The sequence below is a fragment of the Azospirillum sp. ST 5-10 genome, from assembly GCF_051225715.1.
In the GTDB taxonomy this organism is placed as follows: domain Bacteria; phylum Pseudomonadota; class Alphaproteobacteria; order Azospirillales; family Azospirillaceae; genus Azospirillum.
Genome location: NZ_JBPJSP010000002.1, coordinates 138,317 through 163,001 on the forward strand (window position 1 = coordinate 138,317; position 24,685 = coordinate 163,001).

Genomic DNA, 24,685 nt, shown 5'->3' on the forward strand with positions numbered 1-24,685 from the left:
AGGCCGGGAGGGGGGACCGGCGCAACCACCCTGACCGGGAGCCCGCACCCATGGCGCACCTCCCCGCCGCGACTCGACAGCAGGCCCGCATCCTCCGGTCCACGCCGACGGAAGCCGAGCGGACCCTCTGGCGCATGCTGAAGGGGCGCCGGCTCGGCGGCTGGCGGTTTCGCCGGCAGCATCCGGCCCCACCCTATATTCTCGATTTCGCCTGCCTGGAGGCGATGGTTGCCGTCGAGGCCGACGGCGGCCAGCACAACGGCTCGTCCCACGACGCCGGCTGCGACCGGGACCTGCGCCGCGCCGGATGGCGGATCCTGCGCTTCTGGAACGCCGACATTCTCGCCAACCCGGACTACGTCGCCGAGACGGTCCTCGCGGTTCTCGTCGGCGCGGCGGAGCCGGACCCCCTCCCTGACCCTCCCCCATCTTCGACGGGGGAGGGAACCGTTGAGGTGACCCCATGACCGCTCTCGACGCCGCCACCGCCACCCGCACCATCAAGGTCGACGCGCTCGCCCGGGTCGAGGGCGAGGGGGCGCTGTACGTCCGGGTCAAGGACGGCGCGGTCCGCGACGTGAAGTTCCGCATCTTCGAGCCGCCGCGCTTCTTCGAGGCGCTCCTGCAGGGGCGCGCCTATGCCGACGCCCCCGACATCACCGCGCGCATCTGCGGCATCTGCCCCGTCGCCTACCTCCTGGGCGCCAGCCTCGCCATGGAGGAGGCGCTGGGGGTGGCGGTCTCCGAGGCGATCCGCCGCACCCGGCGGCTGATGTACTGCGGCGAGTGGATCGAGAGCCACGTGCTGCACGCCTACCTGCTGCACGCCCCCGATTTCCTCGGCTTCGAGGACGCCCTGCAGATCGCCCGCGTCCACCCCGGCGTGGTCGAGCGGGCGCTGGCCCTGAAGAAGCTGGGCAACCGCATCCTCGAGACCGTCGGCGGGCGCGCCGTCCACCCCGTCAACACCCGGGTCGGCGGCTTCTACAAGGCGCCGCGCAAGGCCGAGGTCCGGGCGCTGGCCGAGCCGCTGAAGCGCGCCGTCGAGGATTCCCTCGCCACCATCCGGCTGTTCGCCGGCCTCGACTTCCCCGCCTTCGAGCAGGACTACACCTTCGTCGCCCTGCACCACCCCGAGGACTACGCGATCGAGCGCGGCCGGCTGGTCTCCAACCGCGGCCTCGACATCGCCGTGGCGGCGTTCGAGGAGCATTTCGACGAGGAGCACGTGCGCCACTCCAACGCCCTGCACGGCGTGCTGAAGGACGGCAGCGGCCCCTACATGACCGGGCCGCTCGCCCGCTACGCCCTCAACCACGACCAGCTCTCGCCGCTGTGCCGGGAGGCCGCCGCCGGGGCCGGCCTCGGCCGGGTCGTGCGCAATCCCTTCCAGAGCATCCTGGTGCGCGCCGTCGAGACCCTCTACGCCTGCGAGGAGGCGCTGGCGCTCGCCGAAGCCTACGAGGAGCCGGACCCGCCCGCCGCGCCGGTCGCGGTGCGCGCCGGCCGGGGCACCGGCTGCACCGAGGCGCCGCGCGGCATCTGCTGGCACCGCTACGACCTGGACGGCGAGGGGCGCATCCTCGCCGCCCGCATCGTCCCGCCGACCGCGCAGAACCAGAAGCAGATCGAGCGCGACCTGCGGGACGTGGTGGCCGCCAACCTCGACCTTCCCGACGACCGCCTGAAGTGGCGCTGCGAGCAGGCGATCCGCAACTACGATCCCTGCATCTCCTGCGCCACCCATTTCCTCGATCTCACGGTGGAGCGGGACTGACGCCGGCCGGGACGCCGTCCTGAAGACCGCCGTGGAGACCGTCGAGGAAGCCGTCGAGGGCGTCCTCGTAGGGCGCGGTGTCGAGGCCGCTCGCGCGCATCCAGCCCTCGTCGTAGTAGGTGCCGCCGTAGCGCTCGCCGCCGTCGCACAGCAGGGTGACGAGCGAGCCGCCCCGGCCGGCCCCGCGCATCCGCGCGGCGAGGCAGCACAGGCCGAAGAAGTTGGTGCCGGTGGAGCCGCCGACCCGCCGGCCGAGCCGGCGCGACAGCACCTTCATGGCGGCGAGCGAGGCCGCGTCGGGGACCTTGATCATGTGGTCCACCACCTCGGGGATGAAGGACGGCTCGACCCGGGGCCGGCCGATCCCCTCGATGCGCGACGGCCGGGCGCCGGTCACGGCGGCGGACCGGCTGCGGAAGCTGTCGTAGAAGACGGAATGCTCGGCGTCGGCGACGCACAGCCGGGTGGCGTGGCGGCGGTAGCGGATGTGGCGGCCGATGGTCGCCGCCGTGCCGCCGGTGCCGGCGCTCATGACGATCCAGGCGGGGACGGGGTGCCGCTCGCCGCGCAACTGGTCGAAGATGGCCTGGGCGACGTTGTGGGAGCGCCAGTCGGTCGCCCGCTCGGCGTAGGTGAACTGGTCGAGATAGACGCCCCCCAGGCGCTCGCCCAGCGCCGCCGCCGCGGCGTAGATGGTGTCCGGCGGGTCGACGAGGTGGCAGTGCCCGCCGTGCCGCTCGATGACGGCGATCTTCTCCGGCGAGGTGCCGCGCGGCATCACCGCATGGAAGGGCAGGCCGAGGAGGCGCGTGAAGTAGGCCTCCGACACGGCGGTCGAGCCCGACGACGCCTCGATCACCGGCGTCCCCTCGTGGATGCGGCCGTTGCAGAGGGCGAACAGCAGCAGCGAACGGGCGAGGCGGTGCTTCAGGCTGCCCGTGGGGTGCGCCGATTCGTCCTTCAGATAGAGGTCGAGCCCGGGCAGCGCCGGCACGGCCAGCCGCACGAGCGGCGTCTCGGCGGCGCGGCCGGCCTCCTCGTCGAGGATGCCGATGGCGCGCCGGGTCCACGCGCGGTCGCTGCCGGCGGCGCCGGTCCAGGCCGGGAACGCGGTCTCCGGCGGGGCGACGGCGGAGGCGGTGGAAATGGTCATGTCCCGTGATCTTCCAGAAGCGGCGGAGCCGGGCGTCCATGGATTGGAAAAACTTTGCGCCGGTCGCCGAAGATGGGGAAACTGATCGCTGCCAACGGGGGATGGAGGGATGAGAGGCATGGCCATCGACGCGACCGACCGCCGCATTCTGGCGGCGCTGCAGAGCGACGCGACCCTGTCCCTGGCCGACCTCGGGAAGCGGGTCGGCCTGTCGGCGACGCCGTGCTGGCGCCGGGTGCAGCGGCTGGAGCAGGACGGCTACATCCGCCGCCGGGTGGCGCTGCTGGACCGCGCCAAGCTGAACGTCGACGTCACCGTCTTCGTCGCCGTCCGCACCAGCAAACACTCCGCCGAATGGCTGGAAACCTTCCGCCGCGTCGTCGCCGACATCCCCGAGGTCGTCGATTTCTACCGTCTGAGCGGCGACGTCGACTACCTCCTGCGCATCGTCATCCCCGACATCAAGGCGTACGACGCGGTCTACAAGCGGCTGATCGAGCGGATCGAGTTGCAGGACGTCTCATCGATGTTCGCCATGGAAGAGTTGAAGTCGACGACCGAGATCCCGCTCTGCTACGTCGCCGGCTGATCGGCCGGCGGCGTCGGCGGTGAACGGTCCGGCGCAAGGCACTCCCTCATGGTACGGGGACGGGCCTGGATTTTTGTTCCTTTGTTGGCGGGGAAAGCGGACGGCGGTGGAATGGTTTTTCCTTAGTGACGCGAAATGGGGAAAATCATTCCATAGGCAGGGGGCGGCCGCGATGCCGGCCGCTGCTCACCGTCGCCCCGTCACCAGCCAGATTCCGAGGGCCACCGGCAGGATGCCGACCAGGTCCGGCAGGTGGACCGATTCGCCCAGCAACGCCCAGCCGAACAGCAGGCCGAGCGGCGGCATCAGGAAATGGTAGGCGCTGGCCGCGGTGGCCGTGGTCCGCTCCAGGAGCGCGAACCACAGCAGTTGGGCGCCCAGCGACACCCCCAGCACCATGTAGACGAAGACGAGCGCCAGGGACGCCGTGGGCCGGACGGCGGCCACGTCCTCGACGGCCAGGGCCAGCGGCAGCAGCGCCAGCCCGCCGGCCAGCGTCTGGACGCCGCCGTTGACCAGCAGCCCGGCGGCCGGGGCGAAGCGCTTGTAGAGCACGCCGCCGCCCGCCAGCGCCAGCAGGGCGCCCAGCGCCAGCAGGATGCCGACGGGGTCGTCGGCGCCGGTCCCCAGCCGTCCGCGGACGACGAGGCCGACCCCGAACACCCCCAGCGCCAGCCCGACGATCCGCCGCCCCGTCAGCGCCTCGCCCAGCACCAGCGCGGCGGCGGCGGCGGCGGCCACCGGGGCCGAACTGACGATGATGGCGACCACCCCCGAGGAGACCATCGTCAGGGCGCCGAACGTCAGGCCGAGATAGAGGGCGGTGTTGGTCACGCCGAGCACCGCCAGCACCGCCCAGCCGCGCCCCGTCAGCCGGCCCAGATGGCCGCGCACCGCGGCGGCGGCGAGCAGCACCGCCCCGGCCAGCAGGAAGCGCACGGCGAGGAACAGCAGCGGCGGCGCGTCCGCCAGCCCGATCTTGCCCACCGCGAAGGCCGAGCTCCAGGTCAGGCAGAAGGGGATCACCAGGGACAGCGGCGCGGCCGTCCGCCGCCGCGTCGTTCCACCCGCCACCGCGTCCGTCATCGCCGTCTCCACCGCTGCGTTCGCCGCCACCCTAGACAGCCGCTTCCCCAGTGGGAAATGAAATGCTATGATGAGATTCATTCGATTTATGAATGGACGGTGATGACCGAGCTGGACCTGACCCTGTTGCGCACCTTCGTCTCGGTGGTGGAGACCGGCGGCTTCACCCGCGCCGGCGAGCGGGTGCACCGCACCCAGTCCACCGTCAGCCAGCAGGTCCGGCGGCTGGAGGAGTCGCTGGGGCTGGTGCTGCTGGACCGCGGCACCCGGTCGGTGGCGCTGACCGACGACGGGGAGCGGGTGCTCACCTACGCCCGCCGTCTGCTCACCCTGAACGACGAGGCGCACGCCGCCCTCAAGGGCGACGGGGCGGCCGTGGAGGTGGTGCGCCTGGGCGTGCCGGAGGACTACGCCGTCGACCGGCTGCCGCGCCTGCTCTCGGCCTTCGCGCGGCGCAACCGCACCATCCGCCTCGACGTCTGTTGCGACATCAGCGTGCGGCTGCGCGCCGGGTTCGAGGCGGGGGAGCTCGATCTCGCCCTGCTGAAGCAGGAGCCCGGCCGCCCCGGCGCCACCGCGGTGTGGCGGGAGCCGCTGTGCTGGGTCGCCGCCGCCGCCGACCCGCCGCACCGTGCCGACCCGCTGCCGCTGGTCCTGTTCCCGCTCGGCTGCGTCTACCGCCACCGCGCCGTCCACGAGCTGGAGGCGGCCGGCCGGGCGTGGCGGGTCGCCTACAGCAGCCCCAACCTGTCGGGCGTCCAGGCGGCGGTGCTGGCCGGATTGGGGGTGGGGGTGCTGGCCCGCTCGTCGGTGCCGGCGGCGGCGCGCGTCCTCGGTCCGGCCGACGGGCTGCCGGCGCTGCCCGACAGCGAGGTGGCGCTGCTGGCCCCGGCGGCGCCCGAGGGCGCGGTCGGCTTGGTGGCCGGGCTGCTGAAGCGGTCGCTGGCCGGACCGCCGGACGGGATCGGGGAGGACGGGCCATGGCCGACCGCGTGATCGGCATCGGCAACCGCTTCCGCAGCGACGACGGGGTCGGGCCCCTGGTGGCCGACCGGCTGGCCGCGCTGGGGCTGGATGCGGTCGAGCACTCCGGCGAGGGAGCCGGGCTGATCGACGCCTGGGACGGCGCCGGGCGGGTCGTCCTGGTCGACGCCACCCGCTCCGGCGGCGCCCCCGGCACCCTGGTGCGCCTCGACGCGCTGGCGGCGCCGCTGCCGCGCGACCTGCTGCGCTGCTCCAGCCACCGCTTCGGCGTGGCCGAGGCGGTGGAGACGGCGCGCGCCCTGGGCCGCCTGCCGCCGGCGCTGATCGTCTACGGCATCGAGGGCGCCCGCTTCGACTTCGGCCTGGCGCTGAGCCCGGCGGTGGCCGACGCGGTCGACGAGGTGGTCCGCCGCGTCCGCGCCGAGATCACGCCGGCACCCGGTCCAGGGTAGCCGCCAGCCCGTCCAGCAGGCCGGTGCGGCAGGCCGTGCCGAAGGTCCGGCGCAGCAGGGCCGGGTCGCCGATGGAGACGCGGATGTCGCCGGCGCGCGGAGGATGATGGCGCCGCCCGACACGCACCCCGCTCAGCTCCTCCAGCACGGTGGCGAGCATGGCGATCGAGGTCGGGCGGCCGGTGCACAGGTTGAACACGCCGGCGCCGCGCGGCCGGCGCGCCATCGCCATGGTCAGATAGTCGACCACGTCCTGGACGAAGACGAAGTCGCGCACCTGCTCGCCGTCGCCGAAGACGTCGATGTCCTGGGAGCGGGCGATGCGCTGGGCGAAGATGGAGATGACCCCGGAATAGGGCGACTGCGGGTCCTGGCGCGGCCCGTAGACGTTGAAGAAGCGGAAGCCCACCGTCGGCACGCCGTGGATCGACCAGGCGACGCGGCCGTGCAGCTCGCAGCCCAGCTTGTCGGCGCCGTAGGCCGACAGCGGCCGGGTCGCCGCGTCCTCGGCGAGCGGGGTCGCCGGATTGTCGCCGTAGACCGCCGCGGAGGAGGCGTAGACCACCGGCACCGGCTCGCCGAAGCGGGCGGTGCGGGCGGCGTCGAAGACGGTCACGGCGCCGCTCAGGTTGGTGCGGTGGGTCTCGCTCCAGTGCTCCCGGGACCGCTGCACCGAGGCGACGGCGGCGAGATGGAAGATCCCGTCGACGCCGCGGCTCGCCTCGGCCACCGCCTCGGGGTCGGCGACGTCACCGACCGTCAGGCGGGCGTCCACCGGCTTGTTCTCCAGACGCCCCGTCGACAGGTCGTCGAGGATGGTCACGGCGTGGCCCTCGGCGAGCAGCCGGTCGGCGAGATGGGAGCCGATGAAGCCACAGCCGCCGGTGACCAGATAGTGCGCCATGCCGTCTCTCCTGAAGGCCGCTTGCGTCGTCGCAACAACGGCCAAGATCGGCCGCGGGTGGCGGTCCCGCCAGATCTTCTTCGGCGTTACCCGTGGCTTGCCCGGGGGAGGACGTTTTCCTTCCCCGGTCCCTCCGATGGGCGAGGCGCCGCGCCGAAGGTCTCCAAAGGACGGTGCCGAACGGGGGAGCGGCGGCCACCCCGGCGGCGACGCCGCAACCGGACAGGCGGGGCCGCTGGTTCAACAGGCTTATCCACCGGGTTGCCAACAGAGCGGTGGATAACTTTCGACTCGTGGCGCGGTCTTGCGGCGACACCCGATTTTATGGTAAATGCCGCGCATGATCGACACCCGACGCACCGGCGACCGCAGCAACGAACCGATCCACCCCGACGTGGGCGGCGGCCGGCTGGCGCCCGCCGGCCCCGGCGGCCGCGCCGCCCGGATCGGCGAGGTCGGCGGCCGCGGCGGCCGCATCCCGACCGTCCGCCAGCTCGCCAACCTGATCGTCAACGGCTTCCTGACGCTTCCCCGCAACTACCGCCGCGGCATGTTCCTCGACATCGTGGTGTGACGCCGCGCCCGTCGAGTCCCGACGGCGCCTAGGGAGCGAGCTTGACGGCCCCAGTACCCTCTCCGAGTGGCGTCGTGCCGCACGGTGGGCTTTTTGCGTGTTCCCACGGTCGCCATGGCGATTGCAAGCTTCCTCCGTCGCGCTATGATGTCTCGGCGATCGGATAAAAATTATGCCGAACGCTGTTGGGGCGCACTGTACGGCGGGGGGACGCCCTATGGTGGATGGACGGGGCGAGCCACGGACGCTTTCTGAAAGCGATGGCGCGGTGCCGGCAACCGCCGGGACGGGGGAGCGCGCGTCACCACCCGCCCGGTGGGGGCGGGCTCGGTGAGCCGTCGCGGCCGATCCCCGGAGGATCGTTCCGTCTGGTTGCATTTCAGGCAGGCCGGCCGCATCGTGCGGGAGGCATGCGCGCGCCCCTTCATCCCCCGTCCGGCGGACAGGAGTGGCTTTCTGCCGGCGGTGCGGACGGCGTTGCGTCTGGTGCACTTCCGCCGGTTCCACGCGGCCGTGCTGTGGTTGTGGTTTCTGTGGATTGCCGGCTATCTGGTCGTCGAGAAGGTGGATCCTTTCGGTCTCGCCGCCGCGGCGACCCAGCAGTCCCGGGCCATCGCCGATCGGGTGATGGCGTCCTTCTACGATTCCGACGCCAAGAACCACACGGCCGTCGTTCTCGTCGACGACGTCACGTTGAACAAGCGGGAACAACCATGGCCGCCGAGCTACGACTACTACAGCTCGGTTCTCCTGAGGGTGGCGCTGCAGGGGCCGAAGGCCATCTTCCTCGACTTCATGTTCACCCGCGTTCGGGATGATCAGGAGGGATTCCGCCGTCTCGTCGATGCCGGGACGCTTGTGCAGCGTGAGCTGAAGATTCCGATCTTCGTCGCGGAGGTCGCCTCCGAACCGTGCACGCGTCCGGAGATCGCCGGGTTCTCGACACCCGCCATGGCGGTCTGGAGCGGCTACGGCGATGCCTATCCGCTCACGCTGCGCGGCGAGGACACGGTCTGCCGGCAGGGCACGGACCCGAAGACGCCCGCGCCTTCCGTCGCCTTCCTGCTGTACCAAACCTATTGCCGGGAGGCCGCCGGCCGCTGCCGTCCGGACCCGAACGTCGATTCCGCGGCGTTCGCCGAACCGCTGGTCCCCCGCTGGGCGCGGTGGGCGCCGGCGACGGCGCCGCCGGCGCCCGGCTTCGACTGCCCGCCGCTGCACGGCTTTTCCTGGGCGCGCGCATGGGACGCCCTGACCATGTTTTCCCTTGGGCTGGTCCAGGGATTCGGCGGCGGCGACGCGGCGCTGACGCCCTGCCCGACGACCTTGACGGTGGCCGAGCACACGCTGCGCAACCCGCAGGTCGGGGCCCTGCTGGGCGGGCGGATCGTGCTGGTCGGCTCCAATGTGGAAGCCTCGGGCGATCTCACGCTGTCGAATATCCATGGGCTGCTGCCGGGCGTCTACATGCACGCCACGGCGCTCGAAAATCTCATGGACTACGGTGACCGGTACTTCCGGAATGCTCCCGTGCTGTTCGCCAATTTCACCATTTCCGACGCCGCGGTCGTGCTTTTCGGGATGGTGCTGATCGTCGTGCAGACGCTGTATCTGGAATTTCGCCGGCTCTGGGGGCTGTCGCCGCCGAATCTGATCTACGCGTCCATCATGTCCTTCGTTCTGCTGGGGGCGCTGCTGTCGATGGCGGCGGCGTTCGCCGAGCTGGTTCGCTGGCCGCCGTCCAACTGGCTGAGCATCCTGGCGCTGGAGATCGCCTTTTCCGCTGCGGAATGGTGGCAACGGAAGCTCGAGCCCTTCGGCGCGCCCCGGTCCGCCGACCCGTCACCGTCCGTGGGTGACCTGATGTGAGAGGAGTGAACGCACGATGAGAACCTTCGCGTTCGGCGTCATCGTCGCCCTGCTCGGGACGCTCTGCGCGCCGGCGGCCATGGCGCAATCCGGGACCCAGAGGGTGGTCGCCGTTTCCGGGGCGGCGACGGGGCTGTTCAACCGGATCGCCGATGGCGAGTTCGCGCTGTCGAGGATGGTGCCGGCGGGGAGCATTCCGCTGCCGAGCCCGGTGGTGGAGAAGGACGCCGTCGGCTACGTCGCGATCCAGCTCGGCGGCGACCGCGTGTGGCTGGACGAGACGACCGTGTCCCTTGACCCGCCCAACGCCGTCGTGGTGGGCCCCGCGGGGCCCTGCATCACCAAGCCGACCGACTATGCGGCGCTGGGCGGCCTCGGCGCCAAGGAGAAACGCCGATGCCCGTGAACGTGATGCCCGTGAATGCGATGCGCCGTGCCGCGGCGCTGGTCGTCGCGCTGCTCGCGCTGGCCGCCTGCCAGACCGCCGGAACCGGCGCCGACCGGCCGGAACGCGCCACCTTCGAACCCGGCCGTTCGATCCTGTCGCAATTGCCCGCCGGCGGGGCGACGGCCGCGGCACAGGCCACGCCCGTGTCGTTCAGCGCGCACCTCCAGCAGCGCCTGGCCGGCAACGGAACGTTTCAGGCGCCGGCGTGGGAAGACTATGCCAACAGGGTGCTGGCGAAGCTGCAGGCCCATGCGCCGCCGGTCGCGACGCCGCTGCGCGTCTATCTCCGTCCGGATCGCGATCTGCAGGCCATGGCCCACCCCGACGGCTCGATCGCCGTGTCGCTCGGTCTGATCGACGCCCTGGAGAGCGAGGACGAACTCGCCGCCGTGCTCGCCCACGAACTCGCCCACTTCGTGCTGGGCCACCACGACAAGACCGTTCTCCAGCGGCTGTACAATCAGGCGTCGACCGGCCTCAGCGTCTATCTTCGTCTGCGCGCCGGCAACGAGGACGACGCCCAGGTCCGGGGCATGCTGCTGTCGATGGCGGTGCTGGAGGCCGGGCGGACCGGTCTGTTCCCGGCATGGAGCCGCGGCGACGAGGAGACGGCGGACCTGCTGGGCATCGACATCGCGGTGGCCGCCAATTACAGCAAGCTCGGCATGCTGAAATACATGGAGAAGGTGGAGGCCTACGAGGCACAGCTCATCACGCAGCGCCAAGCCGACCAGCGACGCCTCGACGAGCTGGACGACCGGAAGATGCGGGAAGCCGGCCCGGACTACCGCGCACTCATCGAAACGGTCTCCAACGTGATGCGCAGGAAGCTGAACGATGCGCTGGAGGCGCTGCGGGAAGGCCACGAAACGGCGAAGCTGCGGATCGCCGCCATCAAGGAGTACAATGCCAACGTCCATGCCGGCGTTCCGAACCGGCGTCTGCAGACGGCACCGTGGACCGCGGCGCGTGGCCACCGGCAGGCGAAGCCGCACCTCGACAGCGTTCGGGACAGCTTGCGGGCGCTGGAGCATCTGGCGGAAAACGACGTGCCGGCCGCCCGCAGGGTGTTGCGCTCCTCCGCGATCGCCCGCGGCCCGGGCCTCGCGTTCACCGACTACGCGCAGGCCGTCGTGGCCAAGACGGCGGGCGACACCCGGACCGCGGAAGGCATGTTCCGGTCGGCGATCGACCGGCGCGACGCGTCGATCTCGGCCTACCAGGAGCTGGCCGGCCTGTTTCTCGTGACGGGGGATGCGCGCCAGGCGCTGGACGTCACCAACCGCGCCAATGAGGAGCTGGGCAAGCCCGAGCAGCTCCTGCCGGATTTCATTCGCGCCAGCACGGCCCTGGGCAACCAGCTGGAAGCCCTGGGATACCGTGGATCGTGCCTGGTTTCGGGCAACGTCGAGCTCGTGCCGTACTGCGAAGCCGCGTCCACCGGAGCAGGCGGGTGACGCCGGTCGGCGCGCGCCCTCACGGCCGGCGGACATGCGCCCGGGCGGCCGGCCCGAACAGCCGCTCCAGCAGGAAGTCCGGCAGCTCGTGCTGGGGCAGGCACAGGCTGGTGGAGCGCTCGTGCAGGACGTGCAGGCAGAGACCCGTGGTGTCGGGCCGCGCGGTGAAGCGGAAGCCTTCGCGGGCGGCGCGGGCGAAGGGGGCGTCCTCCAGCGCGGGCAGGGACGGAAAGGGCTCCGCCTGCCACACCCGCCGCCGGTAGGCGTAGGAGAAGCCGTAGCCGACCAGATTGTCGTCGGACGCCGGCACGTCCTGCTCGACCCGCGCGCGCGAGCGGCGGGCCCAGCGGAAGTGCGGTCCGCCGGCCGCCGTGTCCCAGTAGCCCAGGCGCCCGTGCACGGCGGTGTGGAGGAACCATCCCGACAGCTTGGCGAAGTCGTGCCCCTCCTCCAGCCAGCCGACCAGGGTCTCCACGTAGGTCGGCGCGTAGAAGTCGTCGTCGTCGAAATGGACGATGATGTCGCCGCGGGCGTGCTCCAGCAGGACGTTGCGCTTGTCGCCGAGCGGGACGCGCTGGCGGGCGTGCAGATAGCGCAGCCGCTCCCCCTGGCGGGACGTCAGGTAGGGGGACGGCTCCGGGCTGTCGTCGAAGACCAGCCACTCCACCGCCGGGTAGGTCTGGCCGGCGACGCAGGCGTGGCACAGCGGCAGGAACGCCTCCCTCAGGAAGGTCGGCGTGACGATGCTGACGAGCGGCCGGTCGGCCATGGCCGGGAACCTCCCCTGAAGGCGCCGGAGCGGCCGGGACGCCGCCGGGAGCCCGATCATAGCATCCGGCGCCCCGCCGGACTTCCCTTCGGTCGGCATCCTCGACATATCAGGGACGGGACCGCGCCGCCGCCGCAAGAAGCGGGTGGAGGACGGCCGGGCGGTCTGGCAAGCAAGGGCCGGCGTGCCGCGCGCCGCCTCGACGTCCGGGCGCGCGGCGACCAACGGTCAGGGAGATTGGTCATGGGCTCTTCGGTGATCCAGGGCCGTCCAGCCGCCCCGGCGGCGCTGGACGACTCGGCCATGTGGGCGGCCGTCGCACGGCGCGACGCGGCGGCGGACGGGCGTTTCGTCTACGCCGTCCGCACGACCGGCGTCTACTGCCGGCCCTCCTGCGCGGCGCGGCCGCGGCGGGAGAACGTGCGCTTCCACCCGACCGCCGCGGCCGCCGCGGCCGCCGGCTTCCGTCCCTGCAAGCGGTGCCGGCCGGAGCGGCCGGACGGACACGCGGGGAGACCGGCATGACCGCCGCCCCGGTCGCCGCCGTTGCCGCCGATTCGGCCGGCGCGGGCGCCGCGCCCGCCCGGGTGGAGGCCGTCGACTGGACGCGCGTCGCCGCCGACCTCGACGCCCAGGGCTGGGCGCGGATCGAAGGGCTGCTCGGCCCGGCCGACTGCGCCGCCGTCGCCGCCCTCTACGGGCGCCCCGACGGGTTCCGCAAGCAGGTCGTGATGGCCCGCCACGGCTACGGCCGCGGCGAGTACAAGTATTTCGCCTACCCGCTGCCCGGACCGATCGCCGCGCTGCGCACGGCGATCTACCCGCACCTGGCACCGGTCGCCAACCGCTGGCACGAGGCGATGGGCCTGGCCGCCCGCTTTCCCGACGACCACGCCGCCTTCCTCGAACGCTGCCACGCGGCCGGCCAGACCCGCCCGACGCCGCTGCTGCTGCGCTACGGGGAGGGCGACTACAACGCCCTGCACCAGGACCTCTACGGTGAGCACGTCTTTCCCCTGCAGGTCGTGATCCTGCTGTCGGCGCCGGGCCGCGACTTCTCCGGCGGCGAGTTCGTGCTGACCGAGCAGAGGCCGCGCCTGCAGACGCGCGCCGAGGTGGTGCCGCTGGCCCAGGGCGACGCCGCGGTCTTCGCCGTCAACAGCCGTCCGGTGCGGGGTGCCCGCGGCGTCCACCGGGTGGCCCACCGCCACGGCGTCAGCCGCCTGCGCTCCGGCCAGCGCTACACCGCGGGGCTGATCTTCCACGACGCCGGGTGATCGCGCCGCCATGACCCCCGACCTGTTCGACGACCAGCCGCGCGACCTGCCGCTCGACGACGGCGCCGTGCTGCTCGGCGGCTTCGCCCGGCCGGCCGCGGCGGCGCTGCTGGACGCCGTCGGGCGGGTGCTGGAGACGGCACCGTTCCGGCACATGGAGACGCCCGGCGGCCATGTGATGTCGGTGGCGATGACCAACTGCGGCGCGGCCGGCTGGGTCACCGACCGCCGCGGCTACCGCTACGGTCCGGACGACCCGCGGACCGGCCGGCCCTGGCCGCCCATGCCCGACGTCTTCGCCGACCTGGCGGCCCGGGCCGCCGCCGCGGCCGGCTTCGCCGGCTTCGTCCCCGATGCGTGCCTGATCAACCGCTACCGGCCCGGGGCGCGGCTGTCGCTGCACCAGGACCGCAACGAGCGCGATTTCTCCTGGCCCATCGTCTCGGTCTCGCTGGGCCTGCCGGCGACGTTCCTGTGGGGCGGCCCGCGGCGCGGCGACCCGCCGCGCCGGATCGGGCTGCGGCACGGCGACGTCGTCGTCTGGGGAGGCCCGGCGCGCCTCGCCTTCCACGGCGTCGGCCCGCTGGCCGACGGCGAGCACCCGCTCGTCGGCCGGCAGCGCCTCAACCTGACCTTCCGCCGCGCTTCGTGAGCGTCGCGCCGTCCCTCTCCCGCTCCCGGGGAGGGACGGCAACGGAGCGATCCCACTCTAAACATTTGAATTTAGGGTGGGATCGCTCCAGGCGATCCCACCTGGAGCGATCCCGTTCTAGGCGCCGGCGTCCGGGGCCGTCGCCGTGGACGAGGCCTGCCACAGGTTGACGCCGCTCTCCACGGCGTGGGCGTCGATCTCGCGCAGCTCCTCGGCCGTGAACTCGGTCACCGCCAGGGCGTCGAGCGAGTCGTCGAGCTGCTGCACCGTGCGCGCGCCGATCAGCGCCGAGGTGACCTGCGGCTGGCGCAGCACCCAGGCGATCGCCATCTGCGCCAGGGTCTGGCCGCGCCGCTTCGCCATGGCGTCGAGCGCCCGGATGTGGGCGAGGTTCTCCGGCGTCAGGAAATGCTCCTTGAAGGTGCGGCCCTTGGTCACCCGGGCGCCGGCGGGCACGCCGTCGAGGTACTTGTCGGTGAGCAGCCCCTGGGCCAGCGGCGAGAAGGCGATGCAGCCGATCCCCAGGTCGTCCAACGTGTCGAGCAGCCCGTTCTCCACCCAGCGGTTGAGCATGGAGTAGGAGGGCTGGTGGATCAGGCACGGCGTGCCCAGCTCCTTGAGGATCGCCGCCGCCCGGCGGGTCATCTCCGGCGAGTAGGAGGAGATGCCGACGTAGAGCGCCTTGCCCTGGCGCACCACGTGGTCGAGCGCCCCCATCGTCTCCTCCAGCGGGGTGCGCGGGTCGACGCGATGGGAGTAGAAGATGTCGACGTACTCCAGCCCCATGCGCCTGAGGCTCTGGTCCAGGCTGGCGACCAGGTACTTGCGCGAGCCCCAGTTGCCGTAGGGGCCGGGCCACATGTCGTAGCCGGCCTTGGTGGAGACGATCAGCTCGTCGCGGTGGCCCCGGAAGTCGGTCGCCAGCACCCGGCCGAAGGTCTCCTCGGCCGAGCCGTAGGGCGGGCCGTAGTTGTTGGCGAGGTCGAAATGGGTGACGCCGCGGTCGAAGGCGCGGCGCAGGATGGCGCGCGCCGTTTCGAACACGTCGGCGCCGCCGAAGTTCTGCCACAGCCCCAGCGAGACCGCCGGCAGGTCGAGGCCGCTGCGCCCGCAGCGGCGGTAGCTCATGCGCTCGTAGCGGGCGGGATCGGCCAGATAGGATTGCTGCATGGTGTTCCCTGTCGTTTGCACGCCGCGACGCCCGTCACCGGTCCTTGGGGACGATGGCGCCGCGGTGACGGATGACCTGCCCCGCCAGCCGGTGCCCGTGCAGCGCCGCCTCGGCCGGCGGCAGGCCGCGCAGGCGGGCGGCGATGTAGGCGGCGTTGAAACTGTCGCCGGCCGCCGTGGTGTCAACGGGAACGATGCGTTCGGGCACCGGCACCGCCCGTAGGCCGCCGTAGGCGCCGCGGACCAGGCAGCCGTCCTCGCCGGCCTTCACCACCGCCTCGGCGACGCCGAACGACGCCAGCCGGTCGAGCGCCGACTCGGGCGTGGCGTCGCCGTAGAGCGCCTGCATGTCCTCCAGCGAGGGCAGGGCGACGTCGCAGGCGGCGAACAGCGCCGCCATGGCGTCGCCGGCCGCCGCCGCGGACGGCCAGCCGGCCGGGCGGTAGTTGGTGTCGAAGGCGATCCACGCCCCGTGCCCGCGCGCCTGGGCCAGGGCGTCCATCAGGTCGGCCCGGCGGCGCTCGTCGAACAGCGACAGGGTGATGCCGGAGAGGTAGACGACGGCGGCGCCGGCCAGCCCGGCGACCAGGCGGTCGGTGCCGTCGTCGAGCATGCGGCGAACCGCCGCGCTGTCGCGCCAGTAGAAGAAGCGCCGCTCCCCCCGCTCGTCGGTGCGGATGATGTAGAGGCCGGGCCGCCCGCCGGGGCGGCGGCCGACGAAGCGGGTGCCCACCCCTTCGGCCCGCCAGCGCTCCAGCAGCCAGTCGCTGTAGGGATCGTCGCCGAGGTCGGTGAGATAGTCCGCCGCCACCCCCTCGCGCACGAGGTAGACGGCGGTGTTGAAGGTGTCGCCGCCGAAGCCGAAGCGGGCCTCGCCGGAACCTCCCTGGGCGCCGAGATCGACGATCTCCAGCATGCACTCGCCGATCACGGCCACGCGTTTGCCGGCCATCGGGTCACCAGTTCCACAGGGTGCCGTCGGCCAGCCGGGCGACGGGCAGGTAGGCCGGGCTGTAGGGATACCGGGCCGCCAGCTCCTCGTCGATGTCGACGCCGTGGCCGGGCACCTCGCCCGGGTGCATGTAGCCGTCCTCGAAGCGGTAGGCGTGCGGGAACACGGCGTCGGTCTCCGGGCAGTGGGCCATGTGCTCCTGCACGCCGAAGTTCGGCACCCACAGGCCGAAGTGCAGCGCCGCTCCCATGCACACCGGCGACAGGTCGGTGGCGCCGTGGCAGCCGGTGCGCACCTGGTAGAGCGCCGCCAGGTCGGCGATGCGGCGCAGGTGCGTGATGCCGCCGGCGTGCACCACCGACGCCCGGATGTAGTCGATGAGCTGCTCCTGGATCAGGTCCTTGCAGTCCCAGATGGAGTTGAACACCTCGCCCACCGCGACCGGCGTCACCGTGTGCTGGCGGATCAGGCGGAACGCCTCCTGGTTCTCGGCCGGAGTCGGGTCCTCCATCCAGAACAGCCGGTAGGGCTCCAGCGACTTGCCGAGCCGGCCGGCCTCGATGGGGGTGAGGCGGTGGTGCACGTCGTGCAGCAGGTGCGGCCCCATGCCGTGCTTGACGCGGACCGCCTCGAACAGCTTGGGCACGAAGTCGAGATAGGCCTCGGTCGACCACACCGACTCCTCGGGCAGGCCGCGGGTCGCCGGCTCGTAGAACTTGCCCTTGGCGACGCCGTAGACGCCCTCCAGGCCGGGCACGCCGGACTGGGCGCGGATCGCCTTGTAGCCCTTCTCGATGTACTCGCCCACGCGGTCCACCGTCTCGGCCAGGTCGCGGCCGTTGGCGTGGGCGTAGACCATGACGCCGGCGCGGCTGGCGCCGCCCAGCAGCTGGTAGAGCGGCAGCCCCGCCGCCTTGGCCTTGATGTCCCACAGCGCGGTGTCGACCGCGGCGATGGCGGCCATGGTGACCGGCCCGCGGCGCCAGTAGGCGCCCTTGTAGAGATACTGCCAGGTGTCCTCGATGCGGTGCGGGTCGCGGCCGATCAGGCAGGGAACGACGTGGTCCTGGAGGTACGACGCCACGGCCAGCTCGCGGCCGTTCAGCGTCGCGTCGCCGATGCCGTAGATCCCCTCGTCGGTGACGATCTTCAGGGTGACGAAGTTCCGCCCGGGGGAGGTGACGATGACCGAGGCGCTCTGGATCTTCATGGGGGAGGGCTCCGGAGGGGACGTTGCCCGTCAGGCGACGGCAACGGGGGAGGCCGCCACGGCGGCCGTGTCGTGGTCGAAGAGGTCGGGGAAGCGCGTCTCCAGCTCCGGCAGGGAGGTCAGGATCTCGCGCAGGTGCAGGCGCATGGCGGTCTCGGCCGCCTCGGGGTTCTCGTCGGCGATGGCGTCGACCACCATCTCGTGCTGGGTGATCAGCCGGTCGAGCGGGGTCGCCTGGGGCAGGCTGAGATAGCGCACGCGGTCCATCTGCGCCTTGGTCTCCTCGACCACCCGCCAGGCGTACTCGCAGCCGATGCCCAGCGCCAGGGTGCGGTGAAACGCCTCATCCAGCTCCAGGAACCGTTCCGGCCGGTGGTCGTCGGCGGCGTCGTGCTGCGCCTTCAGATTGTCCCGCAGGTCGGCCAGCACGGTCGCCGGCAGGCCTTCGCCGGCCTTGCGGGCGACCGCCAGCTCCACCGCCTCGCGCACGAAGCGGGCGTCCATCACCTGCTTGACCGAGATCTTGACGACGAACGTGCCGCGCTGCGGCCGGATCAGCACCAGACCGGCGTCGCTCAGCTTGATGAAGGCCTCGCGCACGGGCTGGCGGCTGATGCCCATCCGGGTCGCCACCTCCTGCTCGGAGAGCGGCTGGCCCGGTTTGAACTGCATGGTGACGATCGCCTGCCGCAGCGCCTTGTAGACGCGCCGTGCCACCGGTTCGCTCGAATCCGGCTCCAGTCTCTCCAGCATGCCCTTCCTCCCCATCGGTCGGTCCAACCGGCCGGCCTCTCTGTACCCCGGCCTCATCTTGCACCGTCAAATCGGCATTGCCAACATCATTCTGCTATACTACCATACCACGGTCACCTCAACAATGCCTGTCGCTGCGCAGGCATCTCCCGTGGGAGGGAACCCGCATGAGCTTCATCACCCGTACATGGCGCGCCGCCACGCTCGGCCTGGCGATGGTCACGCTCGCCGGCGGCGCGCTCGCCGCCGACTACACGCTCAACATCAACACCGCCCTGACCCCGCAGGACCCGCTGTTCAAGGGCCTCGAGGAGTTCAAGGCCAGCGTCGAGAAGCGCACCGACGGCAAGCTCGGCGTGCGCCTCTTCCCCGGCTCGCAGCTCGGCAAGGACGAGGACGTGCTGGAGCAGGCCCGCGCCGGCGCCGGCGTCGCCGTGGTCGTCGACGGCGGCCGTCTCGCGGTCTTCGTCAAGGAGTTCGGCGTCCTCGGCGCGCCCTACCTGGCCCAGGGCTACGAGGGCATCCGCAAGGTCGTCACCTCGCCGCTCTTCGAGGAATGGGCGGAGAAGCTGCGCAAGGCGTCCGGCCACCAGATCCTGTCCTTCAACTGGTGGCAGGGCGAGCGCCACCTGCTGACCAACAAGCCGGTCAAGACGCCCGCCGACCTCGCCGGCGTGCGCATGCGCACCCCCGGCGCGCCGGTGTGGATGGAGACCATCCGCGCCATGGGCGCCACGCCGACGCCGATGGGCTGGTCGGAGGTCTATTCCGCCCTCCAGCAGCAGGTCATCGACGCCGTCGAGGCGCAGGACCCCGCCAGCTACGGCGCCCGCCTCTACGAGGTCACCAAGTACCTGACCAAGACCGGCCACATCAACCTGATCACCGGCCTCGTCACCAGCGCCGCCTGGTTCGACCAGCTGCCGAAGGAGTACCGCACGATCCTGCGCGAGGAGGCCCTGAAGGCCGGCGACAGCGCGTCGCGCGGCACCGAGGCGTCGCTCGCCGACTTCGAAAAGCAGATGACCGAGAAGGGCATGACGATCAACGAGATCGACGTGACCCCGTTCCGCGAGGCGACCAAGCCCGTGTACGACACCCTGGGCTACGGCGACCTCCGCAAGCAGGTGGACGCGATCTTGCAGAAGTAAGTCGCTCCGCCCTCGCTCTTCCCTCGCGGGCCGCCGTCTGCCACGGCACCATGGCGGCCCGCGCTTGAAGGACTGCCGCCATGACGTCCTGGTTCTCGAAGGTAGAAGCGGCGGTCGCCATGCTTCTCCTCGCCGTCATCGTCGTTCTCGTCTTCGCCGCCGGCCTGATGCGCTGGTTCGGCCATCCCCTGGTCTGGTCGGTCGACCTGGCCCAGCTGCTGTTCGTGTGGGTGGCCTTCCTCGGCGCCGACATGGCGCTGCGCAAGCGGGCCCACATCGGCATCGACTACGTCGTCAAGCGCCTGCCGGTGCGCGTCCGCGCCATCCTGGAGCTGGTGCTGGGGGCCGTGGTGCTCGGCTTCCTGCTCAGCATGACCGTGCTCGGCTACCGCCTCACCATGCTGAACCTGGAACGCCAGTTCGGCGACAGCGGCATCAGCTACGCCTTCGTCACGTCGGCCGTGCCCATCGGCTGCCTCCTGCTGGCCTTCACCCTGCTGAGCCAGATTCTGCAGACCGCTTGGCGCCTGCGCAGCCGCCCGCAACCCGTCTTCGCGCCGGCCCAGCCGACGGTGGCGCCGGTCGAGGAGATCGCCCCATGACTCTCCTGGCCCTATCCTTCTTCGCGCTGATGATCCTCGGCGTCCCCATCGCCTTCGCCATCGGCATCGCCGGCTTCAGCTTCTTCGCCACCAGCGACGTCATGCCGATGTCGATCGGCGTGCAGCAGGTGGCGACGGCGTCGCAGAGCTTCCCGCTGCTGGCCGTGCCCTTCTTCGTGCTGGCCGGCCACATGATGAACCGCACCGGCATCACCACGCGCCTCATCGCCTGCTCCAACGTCCTGGTGTCGTGGATGGCGGGCGGCTTGGCGCAGGTCTGCATCGTGCTGTCGACGCTGATGGGCGGCGTCTCCGGCTCGGCCGTGGCCGATGCCGCCATGGAGGCGCGCATCCTCGGGCCCAGCCTGATCCAGCGCGGCTATTCCAAGGGCTTCACCTCGGCGACCATCGCCGTGGGCTCGCTCATCACCGCGACCATCCCGCCGAGCCTCGGCCTGATCCTCTACGGCTTCGTCGGCAACGTGTCGATCGGCCGGCTGTTCCTCGCCGGCATCGTCCCGGGCCTCCTGATGATGACGGTGCTGATGGTGACCGTGTGGGTCATCGCCCGGCGCCGCAACTACCGCCCGGAAAGCGCCCACCGGCCGAACCGCCACGAGGTGTGGCGCGCCGTCGCCGACGCCAAGTGGGCCCTGCTGTTCCCGGTGGCCCTGCTCGTCGCCATCCGCGGCGGCCTGTTCACCCCGTCGGAGGTGGGCGCCTTCGCCGTGGTCTACGCCGTGGTCGTCGGCTTCCTCCTGCACCGCGAGCTGACGATCGCGAGCATGCTCGAGGCGCTCAAGGAAGCGGTGGTCGACACCGGCCTGATCATGCTGATCATCCTGTTCTCGGGCATGGTCGGCTACGCCATCATCTTCGAGCAGGCGCCGCAGACGATCGCCGCGGCGATGACCGAGCTGACGCGCGAGCCGATCCTGGTGGTGGGGCTGATCCTCTTCTTCCTGTTCATCGCCGGCCTGTTCGTCGAGAGCACGGTGCTGGTGCTGCTGCTGACGCCGATCTTCCTGCCGATCGTCCAGCCCCTGGGCGTCGACCCCGTGCACTTCGGCATCCTGATGATGACCATCGTCACGCTCGGCTCGATGACGCCGCCGGTGGGGGTGGCCATGTACACGGTGTGCAGCCTGCTGGACTGCCCGGTCGAGGAGTACATCGTCGAATCGCTCCCCTTCGTGGCGGCGGTTCTGGCGCTGGTGGCCGTGCTGGCGCTGTTCCCCGGCATCGTCCTGTTCGTGCCGAACGCGCTGATGTGAGGGCGGCATGCTTCACGAGGACCGACTGTTCCCGGCGGAGCCGACGACGCGGGCGATCGCCCGGCGCCTCTACGCCGAGGTGCGCGACCTGCCGATCGTCAGCCCGCACGGCCACACCGACCCGGCGTGGTTCGCCGGCGACGCGCCCTTCGCCGACCCGGCCAGCCTGCTGGTCGTCCCCGACCACTACCTGCTGCGCATGATGTACAGCCAGGGGGTGCCGCTGGAGCGGCTCGGCGTCCCCCGCCTGGACGGCGGCCCGGTGGAGACCGACCCGCGCGCCATCTGGCGCACGGTGGCCGAGCACTGGCACCTCTACCGCGGCACGCCCACCCGCCTGTGGTGGGAGTACGCGCTGGAGCGTGTGTTCGGCGTCACCGAGCGGCTGGCGCCGGCCACCGCCGACGCCATCTACGACCGCGTCGCCGACTGCCTGGCCCGCCCCGAGTTCCGCCCCCGGGCCCTCTACGAGCGCTTCAACATCGAGGTGCTGGCGACCACCGAGGGGCCGCTCGACACCCTGGAGCACCACAAGGCGATCCAGGCCTCGGGCTGGCGCGGCCGGGTGGTCACCACCTTCCGGCCCGATCCGGTGCTCGATCCCGACACCCCGGGCTTCCGCGCCAATCTCGAGGCGCTGGGGGCGATGACCGGCGAGGACGCCCTCACCTGGGCCGGCTACCTCGCGGCGCTGGAGCGGCGGCGGGCCGACTTCCGGGCGTGCGGCGCCACGGCGACCGACCACGGCCATGCCACCGCGGCCACCGCCGATCTGGCGCCCGGCGAGGCGGCGGCGCTGTTCGACCGCATCGTCGCCGGCCGCGGCGGGCCCGGCGACGCCGAGCTGTTCCGCGCCCAGATGCTGACCGAGATGGCGCGGATGAGCCTGGAGGACGGGATGGTCATGCAGATCCACCCCGGCGTCCACCGCAATCACAACGCCTGGATGCACCGCACCTTCGGCCCCCACCACGGCGACGACATGCCGGTGCGCGGCGGCTTCGTCGCCGAACTGAAGCCGCTGCTCGACCGCTTCGGCAACGAGCCGGGCCTCACCGTCATCCTGTTCACGCTCGACGAGACGACGTACGCTCGCGAGCTTGCGCCGCTGGCCGGCCACTACCCGGCCCTGCGCCTCGGCCCGGCCTGGTGGTTCCACGACAGCCCCGAGGGGATGATGCGCTACCGCGAGCGGATGACGGAGACGGCGGGCTTCTACAACACGGTCGGCTTCAACGACGACACCCGCGCCTTCCCGTCGATCCCGGCGCGCCACGACGTGGCCCGTCGGGTCGACTGCGCCTTCCTCGCCCGGCTCGTCGCCGAGCACCGCCTCGACGAGGACGAGGCGCGGGAGCTGGCGGTCGACCTCTCCCACACCCTGGCGAAGAAGGCGTACAAGCTGTGAGCAAGCGTCTCGACGCGAACACGCTGGCCTCCCTGCCGGCCGCGGTGGCGCGGCCGCGCTACGACCGGGCCGCCCTGGAGACCGGCATCGTCCACATCGGCCTGGGCGCCTTCCACCGCGCCCACCAGGCGGTCTACACCGAGGACGCGCTGAACCGCGACGGCGGCGGGCCGTGGGGCATCTGCGGCGTGTCGCTGCGCAGCCCCGAGACCCGCGACGCGCTGGCCCCGCAGGACGGGCTCTACACCGTCGTCGTCCGCGACGCCGACGGCGAGCGCCTGCGGGTGGTCGGCTCGGTCACCGAGTCGCTGGTGGCGCCCGAGGACCCCGCCGCCGTGCTCGACCGCCTGGTCCGTCCGGCGGTGCGGGTGGTCACGGTGACGGTGACCGAGAAGGGCTACTGCCACGAGCCGTCCACCGGCGCGCTCGACGAGCGGCACCCGGACGTCCTGCGCGACCTCGCCGACCCCGGCCGGCCGCGCACCCTGGCCGGCTTCCTGGTGGAGGCGCTGGCGCGCCGCCGCGCCGCCGGCCTGACGCCCTTCACCGTGCTGTCCTGCGACAACCTGCCGGGCAACGGCGAGGTGACCGCCGGCATCCTGCGCCGCTTCGCCGAGCTGCGCGATCCCGCGCTCGGCCGCTGGATCGAGGACACGGTCGCCTGTCCCAACAGTATGGTCGACCGCATCGTGCCGGCCACCACGGCCGAGGACCGCGCCGCCGTCGCCCGGCTGCTCGGCGTCGAGGACGCCTGGCCGGTGATGACCGAGCCCTTCAGCCAGTGGGTCATCGAGGACCGCTTCCCCACCGGCCGTCCCGCCTGGGAGCGGGAGGGAGCGGAGCTGGTGGCCGACGTCCGGCCGTTCGAGACGATGAAGCTGCGCCTGCTCAACGCCAGCCATTCCTGCATCGCCTATCTCGGCTACCTCGCGGGCTACGAGACGGTGGCCCGGACCATCGCCGACCCGGCCTTCGCCCGCATGGTCGCCCGGCTGATGGACGAGGAGGTGACGCCGACCCTTGCCATGCCGGCCGGCGTCGACCTCGCCGGCTACAAGGCGGCGCTGCTGAAGCGCTTCGCCAACCCGGCGCTCAAGCACCGCACCTGGCAGATCGCCATGGACGGGTCGCAGAAGCTGCCGCAGCGCCTGCTCGGCACCATCGCCGACCGGCTGGCCGCCGGCGCCCCCATCGACCGTCTGGCCCTTGGCGTGGCGGCCTGGATGCGCTACGTCACCGGGGTCGACGAGAAGGGACAGCCGATCGACGTCCGCGATCCGCTGGCCGCCCGGCTGCGGGCGGTGGCGGACGAGGCCGGACCGGTGGCGGGGCGGCTGGCGCCGGCCCTGCTGGCGGTGTCGGAGATCTTCGGTGAGGCGCTGCCCCGCAACCCTGTGTTCGTGCAGGCGGTGACGACGGCCCTGGAGCGTCTACTGGCGAAGGGGGCGCGCGCCTGCGTGGAGGAGCTGTCATGAGTTTGCCCCGCTTCGAGCCCCTGCTGACCGGCACCACGGTGATCCCGGTGCTGGTCATCGACGACCCGGCCGACGCCGTCCCCGTCGCCCGCGCCCTGGTGGGCGGCGGCCTCAAGGCGCTCGAGGTGACCCTGCGCACCGAGGCGGCACTCGCCTGCATCGAGGCGATGGCCAAGGCGGTGCCCGACGCGCTGGTGGGGGCGGGCACCCTGACCCGGCCGGAGCACTTCGCCCGGGCGCGCGACGCCGGCGCGTCCTTCCTGGTGAGCCCCGGCCTGACCGACCGGCTGGCCGAGGCGGCGCGCGCCACCGGGCTGCCCTACCTGCCCGGCGTCGCCACGGTGACCGAGGCCCTGCTCGCCCGCGAGCACGGCTTCCTGGAGCAGAAGTTCTTCCCCGCCGGAATCGCCGGCGGCGCCCCGGCCCTGCAGGGCTTCGCGCCGCTGCTGCCGGACGTGCGCTTCTGCCCGACGGGCGGGGTGAAGCTCGGCACCATGAAGGACTATCTCGCCCTGCCCAACGTCTTCGCCGTGGGCGGCACCTGGCTCCTTCCGGCCGACGCCGTGAAGGCCAAGGACTGGGGCGCGGTGGAGCGCCTCGCCCGCGAGGCGGCGGAGGCGTCGCGGCGGTGAACCAGTTCCCTCCCCCGGCGGGGCCGGGGGAGGGTTTCGCCGCGGTTGACATTGCCCCCGCCGGTCC

The 24,685-nt window shown here is 72.0% G+C and carries 26 protein-coding genes; 18 read left to right on the plus strand and 8 right to left on the minus strand.

Annotated elements, in window-relative coordinates; translation table 11 throughout:
* The first annotated feature begins 50 nt into the window (after nt 1-50).
* On the plus strand, nt 51-467 hold the full coding sequence (locus ACSBPG_RS03005; protein ID WP_435535621.1) for an endonuclease domain-containing protein: 417 nt from the start codon (nt 51-53) through the stop codon (nt 465-467).
* The gene (locus tag ACSBPG_RS03010; RefSeq protein ID WP_435535622.1) at nt 464-1,777 is read left to right on the plus strand and encodes a Ni/Fe hydrogenase subunit alpha; all 1,314 of its coding nucleotides are present in this window, start codon (nt 464-466) and stop codon (nt 1,775-1,777) included. The genes ACSBPG_RS03005 and ACSBPG_RS03010 overlap by 4 nt, the downstream gene beginning before the upstream one ends.
* On the opposite strand, the gene ACSBPG_RS03015 is transcribed toward ACSBPG_RS03010, so the two are convergent.
* A complete protein-coding gene (locus ACSBPG_RS03015) occupies nt 1,758-2,930 on the minus strand; it encodes a PLP-dependent cysteine synthase family protein (protein ID WP_435535623.1) in 1,173 nt (390 codons plus the stop codon). The genes ACSBPG_RS03010 and ACSBPG_RS03015 overlap by 20 nt on opposite strands.
* Before the next feature lie 118 nt (nt 2,931-3,048).
* Between ACSBPG_RS03015 and ACSBPG_RS03020 the strand changes: the two genes are divergently transcribed.
* Complete coding sequence (locus tag ACSBPG_RS03020; protein ID WP_435535624.1) at nt 3,049-3,519, plus strand: Lrp/AsnC family transcriptional regulator; 471 nt, start codon at nt 3,049-3,051, stop codon at nt 3,517-3,519.
* A gap of 186 nt (nt 3,520-3,705) precedes the next feature.
* On the opposite strand, the gene ACSBPG_RS03025 is transcribed toward ACSBPG_RS03020, so the two are convergent.
* Nucleotides 3,706-4,605, minus strand: a complete 900-nt coding sequence (locus ACSBPG_RS03025) for a DMT family transporter (protein ID WP_435535625.1) — start codon at nt 4,603-4,605, stop codon at nt 3,706-3,708.
* 102 nt (nt 4,606-4,707) lie between these two features.
* Between ACSBPG_RS03025 and ACSBPG_RS03030 the strand changes: the two genes are divergently transcribed.
* Nucleotides 4,708-5,601 (plus strand): LysR substrate-binding domain-containing protein, encoded by an 894-nt coding sequence (locus ACSBPG_RS03030; RefSeq protein WP_435535626.1) that lies wholly within the window; start codon nt 4,708-4,710, stop codon nt 5,599-5,601.
* Nucleotides 5,586-6,041: a hydrogenase maturation protease gene (locus tag ACSBPG_RS03035; protein WP_435535627.1), complete on the plus strand. Its 456-nt coding sequence runs from the start codon at nt 5,586-5,588 to the stop codon at nt 6,039-6,041. The genes ACSBPG_RS03030 and ACSBPG_RS03035 overlap by 16 nt, the downstream gene beginning before the upstream one ends.
* Here ACSBPG_RS03035 and ACSBPG_RS03040 read toward each other — a convergent pair.
* Nucleotides 6,016-6,945 (minus strand): NAD-dependent epimerase/dehydratase family protein, encoded by a 930-nt coding sequence (locus ACSBPG_RS03040; protein ID WP_435535628.1) that lies wholly within the window; start codon nt 6,943-6,945, stop codon nt 6,016-6,018. The two genes, ACSBPG_RS03035 and ACSBPG_RS03040, sit on opposite strands and share 26 nt — an antisense overlap.
* Before the next feature lie 340 nt (nt 6,946-7,285).
* On the opposite strand from ACSBPG_RS03040, the gene ACSBPG_RS03045 reads away from it, so the two are divergent.
* The 4 genes from ACSBPG_RS03045 (at nt 7,286) to ACSBPG_RS03060 (ending at nt 11,293) form a co-directional block, all read left to right on the plus strand.
* The gene (locus tag ACSBPG_RS03045; protein WP_435535629.1) at nt 7,286-7,519 is read left to right on the plus strand and encodes a hypothetical protein; all 234 of its coding nucleotides are present in this window, start codon (nt 7,286-7,288) and stop codon (nt 7,517-7,519) included.
* A gap of 372 nt (nt 7,520-7,891) precedes the next feature.
* Nucleotides 7,892-9,388 (plus strand): CHASE2 domain-containing protein, encoded by a 1,497-nt coding sequence (locus ACSBPG_RS03050; RefSeq protein WP_435535630.1) that lies wholly within the window; start codon nt 7,892-7,894, stop codon nt 9,386-9,388.
* A 16-nt stretch (nt 9,389-9,404) separates the two neighbouring features.
* Nucleotides 9,405-9,794: a hypothetical protein gene (locus ACSBPG_RS03055; RefSeq protein ID WP_435535631.1), complete on the plus strand. Its 390-nt coding sequence runs from the start codon at nt 9,405-9,407 to the stop codon at nt 9,792-9,794.
* On the plus strand, nt 9,785-11,293 hold the full coding sequence (locus ACSBPG_RS03060) for a M48 family metalloprotease (protein ID WP_435535632.1): 1,509 nt from the start codon (nt 9,785-9,787) through the stop codon (nt 11,291-11,293). Before ACSBPG_RS03055 ends, ACSBPG_RS03060 begins: the two co-directional genes overlap by 10 nt.
* 19 nt (nt 11,294-11,312) lie before the next feature.
* Here the strand turns inward: ACSBPG_RS03060 and ACSBPG_RS03065 are convergent, their stop codons facing one another.
* Entirely contained in the window at nt 11,313-12,062 is a 750-nt protein-coding gene (locus tag ACSBPG_RS03065) for a glycosyltransferase family 2 protein (RefSeq protein ID WP_435535633.1), read from the minus strand.
* A 243-nt stretch (nt 12,063-12,305) separates the two neighbouring features.
* Here ACSBPG_RS03065 and ACSBPG_RS03070 point away from each other — a divergent pair, with 243 nt between their 5' ends.
* From ACSBPG_RS03070 to alkB, 3 genes are read left to right on the plus strand one after another with little or no spacing between them, the layout of a single operon-like run.
* Entirely contained in the window at nt 12,306-12,587 is a 282-nt protein-coding gene (locus ACSBPG_RS03070) for an Ada metal-binding domain-containing protein (RefSeq protein WP_435535634.1), read from the plus strand.
* On the plus strand, nt 12,584-13,339 hold the full coding sequence (locus tag ACSBPG_RS03075) for a 2OG-Fe(II) oxygenase (protein WP_435535635.1): 756 nt from the start codon (nt 12,584-12,586) through the stop codon (nt 13,337-13,339). Before ACSBPG_RS03070 ends, ACSBPG_RS03075 begins: the two co-directional genes overlap by 4 nt.
* Before the next feature lie 10 nt (nt 13,340-13,349).
* A complete protein-coding gene (alkB, locus tag ACSBPG_RS03080) occupies nt 13,350-13,991 on the plus strand; it encodes a DNA oxidative demethylase AlkB (protein ID WP_435535636.1) in 642 nt (213 codons plus the stop codon).
* 117 nt (nt 13,992-14,108) lie between these two features.
* Here alkB and mgrA read toward each other — a convergent pair whose 3' ends face one another.
* The 4 genes from mgrA to ACSBPG_RS03100 are packed head-to-tail and all read right to left on the minus strand — an operon-like array spanning nt 14,109 to nt 18,076.
* Nucleotides 14,109-15,161, minus strand: a complete 1,053-nt coding sequence (gene mgrA, locus ACSBPG_RS03085) for an L-glyceraldehyde 3-phosphate reductase (protein ID WP_435535637.1) — start codon at nt 15,159-15,161, stop codon at nt 14,109-14,111.
* A gap of 34 nt (nt 15,162-15,195) precedes the next feature.
* Nucleotides 15,196-16,113 (minus strand): sugar kinase, encoded by a 918-nt coding sequence (locus ACSBPG_RS03090; RefSeq protein WP_435535638.1) that lies wholly within the window; start codon nt 16,111-16,113, stop codon nt 15,196-15,198.
* Between the two features lie 4 nt (nt 16,114-16,117).
* Nucleotides 16,118-17,323, minus strand: a complete 1,206-nt coding sequence (gene manD / locus ACSBPG_RS03095; RefSeq protein WP_435535639.1) for a D-mannonate dehydratase ManD — start codon at nt 17,321-17,323, stop codon at nt 16,118-16,120.
* 30 nt (nt 17,324-17,353) lie between these two features.
* A complete protein-coding gene (locus tag ACSBPG_RS03100; RefSeq protein ID WP_435535640.1) occupies nt 17,354-18,076 on the minus strand; it encodes a GntR family transcriptional regulator in 723 nt (240 codons plus the stop codon).
* 167 nt (nt 18,077-18,243) lie between these two features.
* Here ACSBPG_RS03100 and ACSBPG_RS03105 point away from each other — a divergent pair, with 167 nt between their 5' ends.
* The 6 genes from ACSBPG_RS03105 to eda all read left to right on the plus strand — a co-directional run bounded on the left by ACSBPG_RS03105 (nt 18,244) and on the right by eda (nt 24,618).
* Nucleotides 18,244-19,227, plus strand: coding sequence for a C4-dicarboxylate TRAP transporter substrate-binding protein (locus tag ACSBPG_RS03105; protein WP_435535641.1), 984 nt, complete (start codon nt 18,244-18,246; stop codon nt 19,225-19,227).
* Between the two features lie 80 nt (nt 19,228-19,307).
* Nucleotides 19,308-19,829, plus strand: coding sequence for a TRAP transporter small permease (locus ACSBPG_RS03110; protein WP_435535642.1), 522 nt, complete (start codon nt 19,308-19,310; stop codon nt 19,827-19,829).
* Complete coding sequence (locus ACSBPG_RS03115) at nt 19,826-21,103, plus strand: TRAP transporter large permease (RefSeq protein ID WP_435535643.1); 1,278 nt, start codon at nt 19,826-19,828, stop codon at nt 21,101-21,103. Before ACSBPG_RS03110 ends, ACSBPG_RS03115 begins: the two co-directional genes overlap by 4 nt.
* 7 nt (nt 21,104-21,110) lie before the next feature.
* Complete coding sequence (gene uxaC, locus ACSBPG_RS03120) at nt 21,111-22,511, plus strand: glucuronate isomerase (protein ID WP_435535644.1); 1,401 nt, start codon at nt 21,111-21,113, stop codon at nt 22,509-22,511.
* Nucleotides 22,508-23,986: a mannitol dehydrogenase family protein gene (locus tag ACSBPG_RS03125; protein ID WP_435535645.1), complete on the plus strand. Its 1,479-nt coding sequence runs from the start codon at nt 22,508-22,510 to the stop codon at nt 23,984-23,986. Before uxaC ends, ACSBPG_RS03125 begins: the two co-directional genes overlap by 4 nt.
* The gene (eda, locus tag ACSBPG_RS03130; RefSeq protein ID WP_435535646.1) at nt 23,983-24,618 is read left to right on the plus strand and encodes a bifunctional 4-hydroxy-2-oxoglutarate aldolase/2-dehydro-3-deoxy-phosphogluconate aldolase; all 636 of its coding nucleotides are present in this window, start codon (nt 23,983-23,985) and stop codon (nt 24,616-24,618) included. Before ACSBPG_RS03125 ends, eda begins: the two co-directional genes overlap by 4 nt.
* The last annotated feature ends 67 nt before the right edge of the window (nt 24,619-24,685 follow it).